12 protein-coding genes and 1 pseudogene are annotated in these 16,359 nt (G+C 40.5%); 5 read left to right on the top strand and 8 right to left on the bottom strand.

The annotated features are described in order from the left end of the window. Nucleotides 1–168: 168 nt before the first annotated feature. Together serC and CTN07_RS00505 are read left to right on the top strand one after the other, a co-directional pair. The gene (gene serC / locus CTN07_RS00510; protein WP_005299971.1) at nucleotides 169–1,251 is read left to right on the top strand and encodes a 3-phosphoserine/phosphohydroxythreonine transaminase; all 1,083 of its coding nucleotides are present in this window, start codon (nucleotides 169–171) and stop codon (nucleotides 1,249–1,251) included. Nucleotides 1,252–1,394: 143 nt separating this feature from the next. Further along, entirely contained in the window at nucleotides 1,395–3,143 is a 1,749-nt protein-coding gene (locus CTN07_RS00505; protein WP_005299969.1) for an ABC transporter ATP-binding protein/permease, read from the top strand. Here the strand turns inward: CTN07_RS00505 and CTN07_RS00500 are convergent. The 3 genes from CTN07_RS00500 to CTN07_RS00490 are packed head-to-tail and all read right to left on the bottom strand — an operon-like array spanning nucleotide 3,140 to nucleotide 5,636. After that, nucleotides 3,140–3,730 carry a lipocalin family protein gene (locus CTN07_RS00500; RefSeq protein WP_005299967.1) on the bottom strand — a complete coding sequence of 197 codons (591 nt, stop codon included), beginning with the start codon at nucleotides 3,728–3,730 and terminating at the stop codon, nucleotides 3,140–3,142. The genes CTN07_RS00505 and CTN07_RS00500 overlap by 4 nt on opposite strands. Nucleotides 3,731–3,748: 18 nt before the next feature. Continuing rightward, a complete protein-coding gene (locus CTN07_RS00495; protein ID WP_036764077.1) occupies nucleotides 3,749–4,996 on the bottom strand; it encodes a sensor histidine kinase in 1,248 nt (415 codons plus the stop codon). Continuing rightward, a complete protein-coding gene (locus CTN07_RS00490; RefSeq protein ID WP_005299963.1) occupies nucleotides 4,968–5,636 on the bottom strand; it encodes a response regulator transcription factor in 669 nt (222 codons plus the stop codon). The genes CTN07_RS00495 and CTN07_RS00490 overlap by 29 nt, the downstream gene beginning before the upstream one ends. Nucleotides 5,637–5,729: 93 nt before the next feature. Between CTN07_RS00490 and CTN07_RS00485 the strand changes: the two genes are divergently transcribed. Both CTN07_RS00485 and CTN07_RS22720 read left to right on the top strand, forming a co-directional pair. After that, complete coding sequence (locus tag CTN07_RS00485; RefSeq protein WP_036764075.1) at nucleotides 5,730–6,890, top strand: DUF5666 domain-containing protein; 1,161 nt, start codon at nucleotides 5,730–5,732, stop codon at nucleotides 6,888–6,890. 86 nt (nucleotides 6,891–6,976) lie between these two features. Next, nucleotides 6,977–7,150, top strand: a pseudogene (locus CTN07_RS22720) (hypothetical protein); the annotation flags it as partial. Between the two features lie 62 nt (nucleotides 7,151–7,212). On the opposite strand, the gene torA reads toward CTN07_RS22720, so the two are convergent. The 5 genes from torA to CTN07_RS00460 all read right to left on the bottom strand — a co-directional run bounded on the left by torA (nucleotide 7,213) and on the right by CTN07_RS00460 (nucleotide 13,661). Continuing rightward, a complete protein-coding gene (torA, locus tag CTN07_RS00480; protein WP_036764073.1) occupies nucleotides 7,213–9,675 on the bottom strand; it encodes a trimethylamine-N-oxide reductase TorA in 2,463 nt (820 codons plus the stop codon). A 20-nt stretch (nucleotides 9,676–9,695) separates the two neighbouring features. Continuing rightward, the gene (gene torC, locus CTN07_RS00475) at nucleotides 9,696–10,874 is read right to left on the bottom strand and encodes a pentaheme c-type cytochrome TorC (protein WP_036764071.1); all 1,179 of its coding nucleotides are present in this window, start codon (nucleotides 10,872–10,874) and stop codon (nucleotides 9,696–9,698) included. 37 nt (nucleotides 10,875–10,911) lie between these two features. After that, nucleotides 10,912–11,088, bottom strand: a complete 177-nt coding sequence (torE, locus tag CTN07_RS00470) for a trimethylamine N-oxide reductase system protein TorE (protein ID WP_036764069.1) — start codon at nucleotides 11,086–11,088, stop codon at nucleotides 10,912–10,914. A 493-nt stretch (nucleotides 11,089–11,581) separates the two neighbouring features. Continuing rightward, the gene (locus CTN07_RS00465; RefSeq protein WP_005299955.1) at nucleotides 11,582–12,685 is read right to left on the bottom strand and encodes a phosphoribosylaminoimidazolesuccinocarboxamide synthase; all 1,104 of its coding nucleotides are present in this window, start codon (nucleotides 12,683–12,685) and stop codon (nucleotides 11,582–11,584) included. A gap of 208 nt (nucleotides 12,686–12,893) precedes the next feature. Beyond that, on the bottom strand, nucleotides 12,894–13,661 hold the full coding sequence (locus tag CTN07_RS00460; protein ID WP_005299953.1) for a metal-dependent hydrolase: 768 nt from the start codon (nucleotides 13,659–13,661) through the stop codon (nucleotides 12,894–12,896). A 292-nt stretch (nucleotides 13,662–13,953) separates the two neighbouring features. Here CTN07_RS00460 and CTN07_RS00455 point away from each other — a divergent pair, with 292 nt between their 5' ends. Further along, entirely contained in the window at nucleotides 13,954–16,278 is a 2,325-nt protein-coding gene (locus CTN07_RS00455) for an ATP-dependent helicase (RefSeq protein ID WP_005299951.1), read from the top strand. Nucleotides 16,279–16,359: the final 81 nt, after the last annotated feature.

The following is a 16,359-nucleotide window of genomic DNA, read 5'->3' as shown; positions in this document are numbered from 1 at the left end:
GCGTTTTTTTATATCTCTACTTTTAGCCCTGACTGTATAAAGAAAAACCTTTTCAGATCAAGTTGAAAGGTGTAAAAAGTGATAAAGAAGATCACAGTCACAGTTTATTTCTACTTCTGTGCTAGTGCAGTTTTATATTTATTTTGATAGCAGGAGCATATCTACATCATGGATAAGGTTTATAACTTTAGTGCTGGCCCTGCAATGATGCCAGCAGACGTTATTAAAAAAGCCCAAGCAGAATTGGTTGATTGGAATGGCTTGGGTACTTCTGTGATGGAAGTGAGTCACCGTGGCAAACCATTTTTAGAAATCGCCGCTCAATCAGAAAAAGATCTGCGTGATTTACTGTCTATTCCTGATAATTATCACGTACTGTTTATGCATGGTGGCGCTCGAGGCCAATTTGCGGCGGTTCCACTTAACTTGCTAGGTGATGCAACAACTGCTGATTATATGGATGGTGGTTTTTGGGCTCACAGTGCGGTCGAAGAAGCGAGTAAGTACTGCCAGCCTAATGCGGTTGATATTACCTGTGAACGCGACGGTAAGCGCGCTATTTTACCCGCAAACCAATGGCCTTTATCAGACGATGCTGCTTTTGTGCATTTTTGTCCGAATGAAACTATCGATGGTATTGAGATCCGCGATTTACCTGTGACGGATAAACCGATTATTGCAGATATGTCGTCAGTGATTTTATCTCGCCAAATTGATGTTTCAAAATACGGGGTTATTTACGCAGGCGCTCAGAAAAATATTGGTCCAGCGGGTTTGACTATCGTGATCGTTCGTGATGATTTATTGGGCCAAGCAAAACAGATCTTACCAAGTATTCTTGATTACACAGTAGCCGTTGATAAAGAGTCGATGTTTAATACGCCACCGACTTTTGCATGGTATTTAGCTGGTGAAGTTTTCAAGTGGCTGAAAAGTATTGGCGGCGTGGCTGAGATTCAAAAGCGCAATGAAGTAAAAGCTAAGTTGCTTTATGATGCTATTGATCATTCAGATTTCTATCAAAATAATGTTCATCCTGATAACCGTTCTGCGATGAATGTGCCGTTTCAATTAAAAAATCCAGAATTAGACGAGCTATTCTTAAAAGAAGCCGATGCAGCTGGCTTGAGAGCACTGAAAGGCCATCGTGCTGTAGGTGGTATGCGCGCGTCTATTTATAATGCAATGCCTTATGAGGGCGTTGAAGCTCTTGTTCGTTTTATGGCAGAGTTTGAGAAAAAACACGCCTAGAATTGTGAATATATACGCACAAAACCGCTTGATTCATTGGATTAGGCGGTTTTTTTATGTCTCAAGCGTATTAATGCGAACTTTGTTTTGTGCCGCTGCTCTAACTTCTCAGTCTTTGAGAGTATTTAGGGTAGAGGAGTATTATGAAATTGACTGATTCAGTCCAACTGAGTTCCCGTCACTTTTTAGGTAAAGTGTGGCAGTTAGCAAAACCGTATTGGCAATCTGAAGAAAAATGGATTGCTCGCGGTTTATTATTTGCCATTGTCATTCTCAATTTAGGTATGGTCTATATGTCTGTCATCCTAAATAAATGGAATGCAGACTTCTATAATGCCCTTCAGCAGATAGATAAAGCGGCTTTTACCCACCTATTAATTAAGTTTTCATTAATAGCGGCAGGTTTTATCATTATTGCTATCTATCGCATTTACCTCAATATGATGCTTCAGCTTCGTTGGCGTCGTTGGTTAACACAAGTGTATTTTTCAGATTGGTTATCTCATCGTGTTTACTATCAATTAGAGTTGGAACACGGCAAAACAGATAACCCGGATCAACGTATTTCGGAAGACATCAATCAATTTACCAGCGACACATTAGGGTTGGCACTAGGGCTGTTGAATTCCGTTGTAACACTAGCTTCGTTCATTACCATTTTATGGGGTCTATCGGGCAGTATGAGTGTTGACTTACTCGGTCATCATATTGAAATCCCTGGGGCGATGGTATGGGCTGCTTTATTGTATGCTGGCATTGGTAGTTGGATCATGCATAAAATAGGTAGGCCATTAATTGGTTTGAATTTTATGCAACAAAAGTTTGAAGCTGATCTTCGTTTTTCTATGATCCGTTTGCGTGAAAATGCAGAAGGCGTGGCGCTTTATCAAGGTGAGAAAACTGAACAACAAGAACTTGAATTAAAGTTTGATTCAGTCTGGAAAAACACTTGGAAAATTATGCGAAAACAAAAGCAGATGGTTGGCTTTAATAGTGGCTATTCGCAAATTGCATCTATTTTCCCTCTGGTTATTACCGCTCCCCGTTTTTTCTCTGGTGCCATCAAACTGGGTGGGATGATGCAGATCGTGAATGCTTTTGGTCAAGTTATGGATGCCATGAGCTGGTTTGTTAACTCTTATGCTTCTATCGCAAGCTGGAAAGCCAGTGTCGATCGCTTAACAACTTATCATGAGCATATGATTGAAGCGAGAGAGCAAACAATCAAGAGCCAATTACATATCAAACTTTCAAATCAAGACCACTTAACGCTCAGCCAGTGTTCTGTCGGGTTACCTAATAAAGAAATTTTATTTACTCTGGGTAACTTATCTATTGCAGCAGGCGAGCACACATTAATTGCTGGCCCTTCTGGTTTAGGTAAGAGCAGTTTAATGAAAACCATCGCAGGTATTTGGCCATTTTCACAAGGTGAAGTAGAGCGTAATAACGATGCACTATTTTTACCTCAGAGGCCTTATCTACCTATTGCAACATTAAGAGATGTTTTACTCTATCCTCAAAAAGATACTCTGATCTCTGATGCTACTCTAGTGGAATGGATGCACAAATGTTCGTTAAGCCGTTTTGTTGACGTTCTTTCTGAACGACATAATTGGGCTCATGTGATGTCTCCAGGTGAGCAGCAACGAGTCGCTTTATTGCGTACTTTTATCCAACAACCTAAATGGTTATTTTTGGATGAAGCTACAGCCTCTCTCGATGAAGAGACTGAGGCGCGTATGTATCAGTTACTGCTTGATGAGTTACCCCAGACTACATTAATTAGTATTGCTCATCGTTCTGTCGTGGCTAAATACCATAAACAATTGCTAAGAGGGCAGCGAACTGACGATCATCAAGTACGCTGGGATAAAGGCGCGATTGCTTAACGTGTACTGTAAAGGTGGGCCATTTGGTTCACCTTTTTTCTATTTTGAATTTGTGATGGATAGATGAGTTGGTCGGTCGCAAAGCCATGTTGTTTTGCTAACTGTAAATAGTGGTTAATCTTCTCTTTAGGTAGGCTTGGTGTGCGCGATAAAATCCAAAAATAGTCGTTACTATAACCACTAACGAGCGCGGCACTATAGTCAGGCTCTAAGTGGAAGACAACATAACTACTATAGAATGGGCCAAAGAATGAGACTTTAAAGTGCCCTGTATGAATATCTTTGACCATTTTGGCATTACCTATGGCTTCACTCCACTGCTTCTCATCGACATCAAAACCTCGATTAATGACTTCTACACTGCCATCGCGTTTTAGATGATAAGTGGCTGAGATATTAGAAAGCCCACGTTCAAAACTGTGGTCAAGGCGGGCTATCTCATACCAAGTGCCCATATAGCGATTGAGTTCAAAAGCAGTAACAGGAGAAACTTGTTGTGGAACAGAGGTACATCCTGTAAGCCAAAGAACCAAAAGAGGAATAAAAATAGTACTGTTGCGGCTTGGCAAAAAATGACAGATCTTCATCTTTATTCCTCCAGTTTTTTAACTTCTATTGTGGAATTGAATCTCTGTTGCAAATTGGGTGCCAGTATCAGTCGCTGAAAATTGCCAACCCATCCGTTCACAAATACGCTCAACAATAACCAGTCCGCAGCCATAACCTGCATTATAGGTCTCATGTCCATCATGGCGATTCGTGATCGTTAATGTTTCGGCATCCAGTGAAATATGAATATCACCGATACTGTAGCTAAATGCATTCTTGATCAGATTGTTTATAACAATAGTAATAAAACTTTCTGGTGCATAGGCTGTGATAGGATTTTTTATCTCTAACTGATAGCCAGAATCTTGCTTAGCAAATAGGGGTTCTAGAAGCTCAAGTTGTTGATATAAAGCACTATCTAAACTGAATTCACCAAAGTAATGGTTATCAATTTGCTCTTTACCAAGTAGGAGAAAAGTCTCAGTTAAGATACGCATTTCATCACTAGCTTGTTGCATCCGATCGATAGCCTTGAGTGCAACTCGTGGCTGATTGGGGACTTTTTTGAGTAAATCGGCAGATCCTTTAATCACCATAATAGGTGTACGCAGTTCGTGAGAAGCAAAACGGCTAAACTCTTTCTCTCGTTGAAAAAATCCAGCAATATTATTTTTGCTATCAAGAAGTGCTTGCTCTATGTGGCGGGTTTCACTGTATTGACTATCGACAGAAAAGGCTGGTTGGTCAGGTTGCATTTGACTGATTTTTTCTTCGATAGTTGCAAAAGGTTTTGAGAGGGTACGTACAAAATATACCCCATATAACGCCATGGCTAAAGTGATAAGCCCACCAAAGAAGAAGGTAAAATAGTGCAAGTTATCTTCATAGCTATCAAGGTAGTCATCGGCATCGTCTTGGAATACTAAATAGAGTAAACCATTACCTGATGGGTGTTTTAATACAATAAAATGCTTATCCTCATCCCCTAGCAGATGTTCATAAAAACCCGGTTTATTATAACTATCCAACCATTTTGGCATGGGTTGCTCACTCCAATAAGTTGAAAATTCAGACTTATTAGGAAGGGCTGCTTGCTCTTGATCTTTTTGGTAATCCATTACATAACGGGTTGCTTCGGTATCAAGCCAGTGGTGGAGACTGATCACCTCTAACTGGTTTTCAGCGATATAAATCACGCCCCAATACAGAGCAAACATCACAAATGTCATTGCGCCAAAACTCCAACGAACTTTGCGATAGAGACTTGGATATTGTTTAAGCTTTGATGCGGTAGCCTTGACCATGGATTGTTTCTAACCTTGATGTTTCAAAACCCTTATCTAGGGCATTACGAAGACCATATATATGACTGCGAAGAGCATCACTGGATGGGGTTTCATCGCCCCAAATCGATTCGATTACTTCTTGGCGTGATACTATGCTAGGAGCTTGTCGCATAAGTAATTTGAGAATTTTAAGTTGAATCCGGCTTAGTTTAATCTCTGTTTCGGCGCGTTTAACTTCATCAGTGCGTGTATTAATGGTGATATCGGCAAACTTGAGCTCTCCAATATCCTGTCGAGGACCGCGGTTACTCAATGCGTAAAGGCGCAAACAGAGCTCTTCCATTGCAAAAGGCTTGAGTAGATAGTCATCACCACCGGCTTTAAATGCCGCAATTTTATCTTCTAACTGATCTTTGGCGGTTAAAAAGAGAATGGGGGTGTTGCAAAACTGTTCTTCTCGTAATTTCTTTACTGCATTAATGCCATCTAATTTAGGCATCATAATGTCCATAATAATCACATCATAGTGATTTTCTTTAACCAAATTTAGTGCAGCTTCACCATGATAAGCACAGTCAATCGTCATACCTTCAAGTTCAAGATAGTCAGCAATGGTCTCGGCAATATTATGGTTGTCATCAACAATTAGTACTTTCATAAAAATATTTCACGTTTCTTCACGATCACTTCACGAATGCCCGCTTAATATACCTGCGATAACAATATTATTCTTTAAATAAAAAGGTTTAGCATGAAAAAGTTGGTACTAGTTACGATTATTGGTCTTATTCTTTCTGGATGCGGTGGTGGCGGCGGCAGTGATAATGGCTCAACACCAAAACCTGATATTAAACCAGAGGCAAAGCCAGCATTAGTTGAAGGTACGATTGATAAAGTAAATGGCAGCAATATCATTGTTAATGGTCGCTCTTACCAAGTAGCTAGTGTGAATTATGCAAATACCCCTTTGGCTGATGGTGTTTCTGTATTAAAACCACAAATGATGGTGCAGGTTTCTGACGTGGCAAAGGCTGGCGCTACCGTTTTTCTAGATCCAACACTACTAGGTCAAGTGACTGCAGTTAATCATACAACCCACACTTTCACCATTAATGGGGTGGAGTTGTCTTTTGCTCAATTAAACAAAGATATAGAAATAAATGATTGGGTGATGGTTTCTGCACTGCCGATGGCGACCGAAACTGGAGTGGGTTATAAAGTTCTATCGGTGATTGAAGTTGAGAATACTGACCTTGCTGGTAAGTATGAGTTAGAGGGCACTTTATCTCAGTTAGATTCTGTGGCATCTACATTTAAGTTAGGTCAGGTCGTCGTAGATTATGCAAATATTCAGTTAGATCCAACGATTGGTAATGGTGACTGGGTTGAAGTAACGGGGGAGATGATAGATGGTGCTTTCGTTGCTACAGAAGTTGAAGTTGATAACTATGACGACAATGAAGACTTTGATGATGCAGAAATTGAGGGTGTAGTAACCTGGATTAACAACGAAAAGACCTTATTTACTCTAAATGCTCGCGGTCAATTTGTTATCAACAACTCAACTCGTTTTGAAGATGGAACGCGAAACAACTTAAAAATGGGTACGTTGGTTGAAGTCACTGCAATTAATGGTGTGGCAAAAGAGATTGAATTTGAGCGTGATCACGATGGTGACCATGATCAAGGCACTTGGCGTGAGTTTGATGTTGAAGGAATCGTTTCTGATGTGACGGATTCTACAATTACACTTTATGGTGTTCAGCAACCTGTTTATGTAGATAACATGACTCGTTATGAAGATCGTCTAACACTAGCAACGCTACCAGGTAAACGAGTTGAGATTGAAGGTATTGTTCGCAATGGTCAAAAGATCGCTCGTGAAATTGAGTTAGAAGAGTTAGATGATTAATTAGAAAATACCATTTCCTGTTTTGACATTTCTTTTTTTGCGTCCTAATTAAATAGGGCGCTTTTTTTTATTACCATATTTTTACTTTGCGAGATTATGAGGCTCAACAAGCCGCTGGGGTGACGGACTTTACCTTCAAACCAATTAAGTTAGGGATTAAAAATGCCACCTATTGGGAAAAGCGTTATGCTGCGGTTCAAAAATCATCAATAACAGGGCGAGATCCAGCCCAAGAGAGTGATCTTGTTACGTTTAGTTGATACAAAAAGGCCCGAGTTCATATAAAACTCGGGCCTTTTTACTGTTTAATCAGACTGATTGATTAGCTAACTTCAATCGGACCGCCAAATGAGGTTACAGGTGGTAGCTCACCTTGGAACTTCTCGAAATCAACCAGACAAGTTTGCGCACTGGTTGCTTGAGCAAGCTCGGAACTTGGGATATCCATTGTTAAGGTATTTGGATCGCCATAGGTATCAATGGCACCGATTTTCTCATTAAGAGGACCGTACCATGCGCCTTCTTCGATTCGAACCACACCTTCGGCATAGCTATCTGATAATACCGCACCCGCTAATAGTTGACCGCGATCATTAAACACTCGTACTACATCGCCTGCTTTGATGCCTTTTTTCGCGGCATCTTTCGGGTTCATGTAAATAGGTTCACGATCTTGTACTGTGTACGTTGCACGGAACTCATCAGATTCACACATCTGTGAGTGCAGACGCTTATCTGGGTGGCAAGATTGTAACCAGAATGGGTGTTTATCTGAGCCAGGGCCGCCATGAGAACGTTCTGTTTTCTCAAACCACATTGGGTGATTTTGACAGTGTTCATAATTATAACGACCAATCTTACGGCTAGAAATTTCAATAAAGCCAGATGGTGTACCTAAGGCATTAATCTCTGGGTCTTTACGGAAATCTGCATGACGAACCCAAGGTTGACCCGTACCAAAGTCTAGGAAACCTTGCTGCCAGAACACATCAAACTCAGGCATATCAAACTTACCTTTGTTCGCTGCTCGACAGTCGTTATACAACATGCTTACCCATTCCATTTCATCCATACCACGAGTGTACTCTTTATGACGACCAAAACGGCGAGTCAACTCAGTAAAGATCTCGAAATCGGTTTTAGATTGATAGAGTGGGTCAACCAGTTTGTGCATCGCAAGTAGACCACGACCACTGTAAGAACCCATAACATCAATATCATTACGTTCAAACTGCGTACAGGCTGGCAGTACAATATCAGAAAAACGACACGTTGCAGTCCAAGCATAATCAATAGTCACAACGGTTTGCAACTTCTGGAATGCTTGCTTCATGCGGTTACGATCTTGATGGTGGTGCCATGGGTTGTTACCGCTGATCACCATCATTTTGTAACCAGGAAGAATCACTTTAGAGCCGTTGTATTGGATCTCTTTACCCGGCTCTAAAATACAGTCAACAAAACGAGCAACTGGAATGGTACGGCTGTAACCATTAAAGTCATTGTTATCCCACTTTGGTTTATGGCCTTCATCTACGTTACGAGGGAAGCCACCAGGAGCGGCAAATCCTGTTGATGGAACACCGATACCTGAGTAGTGGTGGCCATAAGAGATACCGCCACCTGGTAAACCAATTTGACCAACCATTGCCGCAACCACAGCACCCATCCAATAAGGCTGTTCACCGTGTTCTTGTCGTTGGATACACCAACCAAACATGATCTGAGTGCGATCTTTTACCAATAGACGAGCAAATTCACGGATTTGATCCGCAGGAACGCCACAGATAGCCGAAGCCCACTCTGGCGTTTTTTCTACTTTATCTTTGGTCTCACCTTTAACGTAACCAATAAACTCATCAAAGCCTAAGCAATACATTTTGATGAAGTCTTTATCGTATAGGTTTTCGTTATACAGGGTATGAGCCACACCTAACATAAACGCCACATCGGTCTGTGGGTTAATGTAAAGATGCTCATTATCGAGATACTGCTGGGTTTTATTTTTAACAGGATCTACCGAGATCACTTTGATCTCACCTTGAGCTACTTTTTCTTTTAGCTGAGCAAGGTAAGGGTAGGATTCATGGGTTTCACAGTTCCAACCAACTTGTAGGTTTTTCACTGGATCGTTTGCCCACAAGATTAATGTCTTGGTGTTATCTAAAATTTCAGACCAAGAAGTACCTTGGGCGTAAACTTCCGTTGAACCCAGCACATATGGCATGATGGTTTGGCCGGCACCAGTTGAGTAGTCACCCACTTTAGTGATGTAGTTACCGTGCATACCTACTGCGCGCTGCATGTGGCTAGTACAACTGTGGAATTGACCTGTTTGACGCCAACCTGTTTGACCGGCGTGAATTGCCCAAGGACCGTAGTCTTTTTGCATACGCTCTAATTCTTGGTAGAACAGATCCAGAGCTTCATCCCAAGTCACACGTACAAAACGGTTATTACCACGTGTTTCGCCGCTATACTTGTTTTTCTTCAACCAATCGAGACGTACCATTGGGTAGCGAACACGTGAAGGGTTGTAGATAACGCCCTTAATGCCTTTTAACATTTCGGTCGGATTTGTATCTATTTCGATCGCTTCAATCTCTTGAACTCGGCCACCATAGATATGAGCGCGGAATGCACCCCAGTGAGAACCTGAATATTTCCAGGTTCCTGTAGTTTCAACAGCAAAGGCTTTAGATGAAGCCAGTAGGCTAGGACCAATCACGCCAGCTGCACTGGTCATGGTTAGGCCTTTAAGAAAACTTCTTCTTGATACAGACATGGTTATTTACTCCATCAACCTTAGTGCTTCTCATCAGAAAAATCTGAAGAATGCTTTTGAAGATACTTACGAACTAGGGCTTCACTATCGCGATCAAAGTTAACGAACGCTAGCATGCCATCGAACATTCCTGGCCATGTATTGGCATCGAAATGGTTTTCCGCAGGTTGGGTGTGACATACTGAACAGTTAGTGGTGTAAGCCGATTTTGCCTTTTCCCATACTGGAGTAATGTCGTTAACAAGAGAATCTTTAGGCATCCAAACTTTAGCCGTTACGCGCTGCCATGGAAGACCTGTTAAGTCGTCAACTTTCTCTTCGTACTTATCAACCACTTGATCATTTTGTGCTGATTCTTTAACCAGAGAGGCAACCGGGATATTCATACCAAAATCTTCCTGAATAACTCGACCATAGCCTTTATCTTTACGCCAACCAGCAATTTCAACTTCAATAGCCTTGTCGGTTTGCGCGATAACTTTTACGCCTGATGCTGGGTTAAGAAGACCGGCTTCAACCTTTAGATCTTTATCTTCATACACAGGTAGGTAACGCACGCTGTATACCGTTTCGCCATCAGCATATTTAGTGTTGTGTGATAGGTTTACTAGCTCTGAAATTAAACCACCGCTGCTGTCCATATTCTTCGGAAGATGGTGAGCAATACCTTTATGACAGTCAACACAGCTTTGATCTCGTTCTGCCGCATTCTTCATTTGGACACGAGCTGTTGGCGACATCTTGCTAAAGTCCATGCCGTCATAGTCGTGACAGTTTCGACACTCAAGAGAGCCGTTAGCGCTAAAACGTTCCCACTCATGTTGCGCGAGAACTAAACGACGATCTTCAAACTTCTCTGGTGTATCAATAAATCCAGCAAAGTGAGCAAAAACTTCTTTGCTTGCCTGAATTTTACGAGAAATTTTTGCTGTCCATTCATGTGGAACGTGACAATCAGGACAGGTTGCACGAACACCTGAGCGGTTTTTGTCATGAATAGTGTTGGCAAATTCTGGTGCCACGTTTTCTGCGTGACAACCCACACAGAACTCTTCGGTATTGGTTTTTTCGAGTGCGGTATTAAAACCACCCCAGAAAATAACACCGGCAATAAAACCACCTAGGGTTAATACACCTAAGCTGATATGAACACTTGGACGAGAGAATGTCTGCCAAGCTTTGCGAAGAAAGTTTTTCATTATGTGCCTCTTTAATGATTTCTAATGCGTACTTGACTTACATGCCATGACCTGGAGGGCCAAACACAAACAGTTGTAGCATCCACACAATGAATCCGTAACCACCTACTACCATCACACTTAAAATGGGAAATAAAAAGACTGTGATGAAGAGGAAAGCCTTCCATTCGCGGCCGCGCGTCGATTGGTCTTTTTGATCAGTCACACTGCTCATAAAGAAACTCCTGCTAACAAGGGAAAATGAATATGTAGACATATTTTTTATAAATCTATTTATTTTGCGATCATAAAGTATTCGTTTATTCAGATTCAATTAATACTTATGGGGTAATTGCAATATTTGTAAGGTTTTTTGATGTAAAACGAATATGTGATTTATTATTAAATTGTTATGAAGATTTATGACAAAATAATAAAAAATAAGTCATTGATATAAGTGATGCACGCTGTGTTTTTAAACTCTGTATCGTATGTTTTTTCGGCTTAATTGTTACAGTATTAACGTGTTGAAGAGACATATCGTAAGGATGATCTCTATTATGAATAAGTCATGTATGGCAAAGGGAGATATGAATAGAAATGAATTGTTATGTAATAGGTTTTATATTTAACGATTTGGATTCAGTATTGACGATAGTAAAGAGAGTAAGAGAGTAAGAGAGTAAAGAGGGAAAGGTATCCCCCTTTATTAATTAAAATAAAAGATATTAATCAATCAGTCCGTACTGATCATTTAAGATCTTGATGATCTCTTGTTTTGGGTTTTGACTGAGTACGATTTTCTGTCCAGTGATCTTCTCAGCAATTCCAATATAGATACGTGAGATATCCATTAAAGTCTCTTGAGGTAAAGCATTATCCCGTGCCAATGCAAAACGCTCATCCATGCGATCTTTATTTAGTAGAATATCTGGGTCATCAAAATAGTTTAATAATACTTGGCGAAAGTCTTCTTTGGAGTTTTCAACAATTTTGCCATTACGGTAAGCAGCACCATCCCAAATGCGAGAAGAGTCAGGTGTACCAACTTCGTCCATATAAATTAATTTTTCGCTTCCATTAGCATCTGTGACGTAGCCAAACTCGAACTTGGTATCAACAAAGATTTGATCTAATTGTTTTAACTCATCGCTTATCACCGTAAATCCGGCTTTTAGCATATGCTCATAAGTTGCTATATCGGCTTTATCTTGGAAATTAAATGCGGCTAAATTATTTTCAAGATCTTGGCGGGTGACGTTAACATCATCGACTTCAGGAACACCAGGAATACCAGTTAAAATCCCTTTGGTTGATGGGGTAATAAGTAACTCAGGCAGTTTTTGATCTTTTTCTAATCGCTCTGGTAATTCAATGCCACAAAAATTACGTTCACCTTTTTCATAAGCTCGCCACATGGAACCTGTAATATATTGACGACAGATAGCTTCTACTTTGACTGGCTTAGCTTTTTGTACAATCCAAACAAAAGGGTGAGGAATATCAAGAATATGGCTATCAGCAAGATTGTGTTGTTTAAAGAGGGTAAACCAGTGATTTGAAATTGCGTTTAATGCCGCACCTTTTCCCGGTACACCATTGAGTCCTCCTTCGGCATGCCAGATACAATCGAATGCTGAGATACGATCGCTAATCACCATAGTAGCCAATTCGGCATCGGGTTGAACGTTATAATTTTTCTCTTGGATTAAGCGACGACTATCTTCTGGTGTTAACCAATAGACAGAACGAACTTTACCGCTATGGACTGGTTGATGAGTGCGAATGGGTAGGTCATCGTTGACAGCAAGAACTTGATCAGCAAGGCTCATGGTGAAATCCCTATATCAAAGCATGAAACATAAATTTCAACGGTTAACCTCTAAGGTTGTGGAGATTAACCTTGGTTATGGCCTGCATCATACTCGCTTTGTTAAAAATAGCAAACGTTTGCGTAATGGTGTTTTATAAAGAAAAAGCCATTATTCAAGTTATGAACAATGGCTCCAGTATATAAAATCTATGTTGATGATTTATGTGCTAAATCGATGGAATATGAACGGTTTTGATTTTATCTGCAGTCGAATTTAGCACATTCTTAAGCCAGTATTGAGCTTGGTCAACATTTAGCCATGATGGACTGAAATGAAAATGCTGCCAATGGCTGAGCAAGCGTATGGTTGAATGGGCTGGTGGTGCTGAATATAGTAACAGCACAATTGCCGTCACTTGCGCCAAGCTAATAAATGGATTGCTCAAAGAAAAAGGCTTAAGGGCACTACCAAATGATGATTTAATGCGCTTGTTTGCCAAATCTACGCTGTAAATCTCATCTAAAATTAAGTGGACTAAACCCCCTAATAAAACAAAGCCCCCAGATAGCCAACTAAAGGTATTTTTGTAACCGAGTAAGCTTGCTAAATGTGTAACACATAGCGCCAATAAGGTAACAAAGGCGATAGAATGGCAGCAACCTCTGTGTATGGTGATTCTCTGTACCCAAGCTTTAATAATAACTTGAACAATGATGAATAGCCCTACGATATAAAATAAAAGCTCTAACATAGTGACGTGTGAGTAGATATGACAGAGCAAGATAAAACAGCTAAAACTAGCCAGCAGTGTAAATAACCATTTCATCGATGTGGAATGATCTGAATCGATATCGGGCAATAAGCCGCCCATGGTGCCAAGAAATGCTAACCAGATGGCCGTTACTGGCATTACATGTTCGGCGGAGAGTAACGCTGCTGCTGCCACACCACTAACCACGGCCGCTACGGTGAAATGGGTTGTAAAATTTGCCACAAATAAAAATACTCTTAAACAACTGTGGTTTTATACAGTGTAATTAGCGTAAAATATTTCGTTTCGCAATCTATTTAGCTTCATTCGACAATTAAAGTGTAACGAACGATTAATGTTTCAGCAAAGTGAGTATTTGATCACATTTATTTGCGGGATGATGAAGCAGCTATTGCTTCTTATTGATTGGTGATGAGATATACCCAGTCACTTGGATGTAAAAGCGAGCATTGTGACGGTCTTGGCTGTGGTATGATGCTGCATCAGAAAATGTTTAATTTAGAGCTTTATTATTATGAGTTGTTTTACCCCTGAACAAATTGCTTTTATTCACCATGAGCAAGGTAATGCTCTATGTGTAGCAGGTGCTGGTACAGGTAAAACAACCACCTTAGTTGGACTTATTCAGCATAAATTGGCACAAATTCCAGCGAATAATATGCTGGTGTTGATGTTTAACCGTGATATCCGCAACGACTTTAAACAAAAGCTTCAAGGTATCGGTATTGAGCAGCAGGTGCCTGTCCATACTTTTCACAGTTTTTGTTATCAGCTCTTGCGTCACACGGGTTATTTACGTGAAACGGGTTACCAAGTCGATTTCCAGCAAGGTGAAAGTGATAAGACGCTTGCTAAACAAGTTTTGCGTCAGATGGGAGCTCAAGAAAAGTCTTATCAAAAGCAGCAGACCTATAAAGATCCGAAGACAATTGAACTGCTAATGAATTTCATTGGATTGGTTAAAGCTTATATGCTGCCACCAAAAGAGGTATTTGACCTTTCTGATATTAGTAGTGAGTATCAATTTATTATTGAAGCATTTCGTAATTTTGAAACGTTACGTCAAGAGCGGAAATTACTTTTCTTTGATGATTGGTTGGTTGAAACCGTTAAGTTACTTCAAAATAATGAAGCGATAAGACAATACTATCATCAACAGTGTCGCTTTATTGTTGTCGATGAATTTCAAGATATTAATACGGCTCAATATCAATTACTAAAGCAATTACTTGGTCCTCAGTCTCAGTTAGTTGCTGTTGGTGATGTCGATCAGTGTATCTATAAATGGCGAGGCAGTGCCCCTCAGTTTATGCTCAATTTTGAACGAGACTTTGCACCTGCAAAAACCTATAGCTTATCGAGAACATTCCGTTTTGGACACAGTTTAGCGCTTGCCGCTAGCCACTTGATATCGAATAACCGAAATCGCTTTCATGACTTTCAAACGGTATCTCATGAGTCAGTTTCTGATACCCAAATTGAAGTGGTTGGTTCTGAGCGCCAAGTTGGTGAAATTGCGCAGGCTATTCAGCAGTTTTTAGAACAAGGTGGCCAAGCTAAAGATGTGGCAATCTTGGTTCGTCGTTGGTCGCAAACACTGTTATTTGAATTGGCATTTTTGACCAAAAAGATCCCTTATCAAATGCCAGTGCCTTCGGTATTGGGTCATAGTCGGGAAGTCCGGTTGCTGATGGATATTTTAGGTTTTGCTATCGGGCGTTTTGAGCAACAGTCACCGCAGCAGCGTTCTAGTTTTCTCTTTAATATCATGGCATTTCCACACTGTTATGTTCCCAATAAAGATCTTAAGCCTCTGTGTGATGAATTAGCGAATCGACCAATAGAGCAGTGGCGAGCTTATGTAACAAAAGCAGAGAAAATTTATTCAGCGTTGAATTTAGATTCGTTTATTGATCGAGTCGAGTTACTGATTACTTTGCGTCGTAAAGGGCAATTTAAAGCGCTTGATGTGTATCGTCAGTACCGTAAAGAGAGCCAGTTAGATAATTGGATTTGGAAAACGGAGGCTACGGCATCTGAAATTGAAGAAGCGGTTGAACGATTAGACAGTGTAGAAACAGTGCTTGAATCTATGGATCAACATTGTGAGAAAGCGCTTCAATATTTTGAATATTATACACAACAATCGACTCATCATGATCAACATCAAGCCCAGCAGCCAAATATCAATGGGGTACAGGTCACCACAATTTTTCGCGCTAAAGGGTGTGAGTTTAGCCAAGTTTATCTGCCATATTGGGATAAAGATGCCTTTCCGTATATGAATCGCTCTAGTGCTGGATTAGCCGCTGATACGGAAGAAGAGCGCCGCTTAGCCTATGTTGCCATGACACGAGCGAAAGATGTTGCTCGCGTCTACTATACGGTTGAGCCAAAGAAAAAAGAGAGTTACGTTCGCGCCAACAAAAACGCCAGTCAATTTGTTTTAGAGTCAAAAGTGGATGTTGCCCAAACGGTTGGAGAGAAACTGTATCAAGAGGGTGAATTACCTCATCATAAATCGCCTATTGTGTATGGTTATTACCAGCGTTTAGGACGATTAGACGATATGGCTCAACCGCCAAAAGAACGAGAAATAGAGTTACCATCTAGCGACGGTGCGTATCAGCAATATAGCTATGAGTGGGCGTTAAATCAGCCATTGCCAGAGAATGCAGATAAGCTTATTCGGACGCTTATGCGCACAAAAAAACAGAAATATTTTGAGACAGAACTGGCTCGATTATTAAGGGAAATTCAAACTGTTGGTAGCACAAAACAAAAAGTGCTTGCGAACCGTTTAATTGTGGTTGCAAAAGCTCGTTCTAGAATGCTTTAAATCATCGATATTCTTGATTTGATAAAACAGAGCCACTCAATATAAAGGTATTGAGTGGCTCTGTTTTTTATGAATAGCTCA

The sequence above is a fragment of the Photobacterium damselae genome, assembly GCF_003026815.1.
GTDB lineage: Bacteria > Pseudomonadota > Gammaproteobacteria > Enterobacterales > Vibrionaceae > Photobacterium > Photobacterium damselae.
This window is presented reverse-complemented; position numbering and strand designations above follow the sequence as displayed.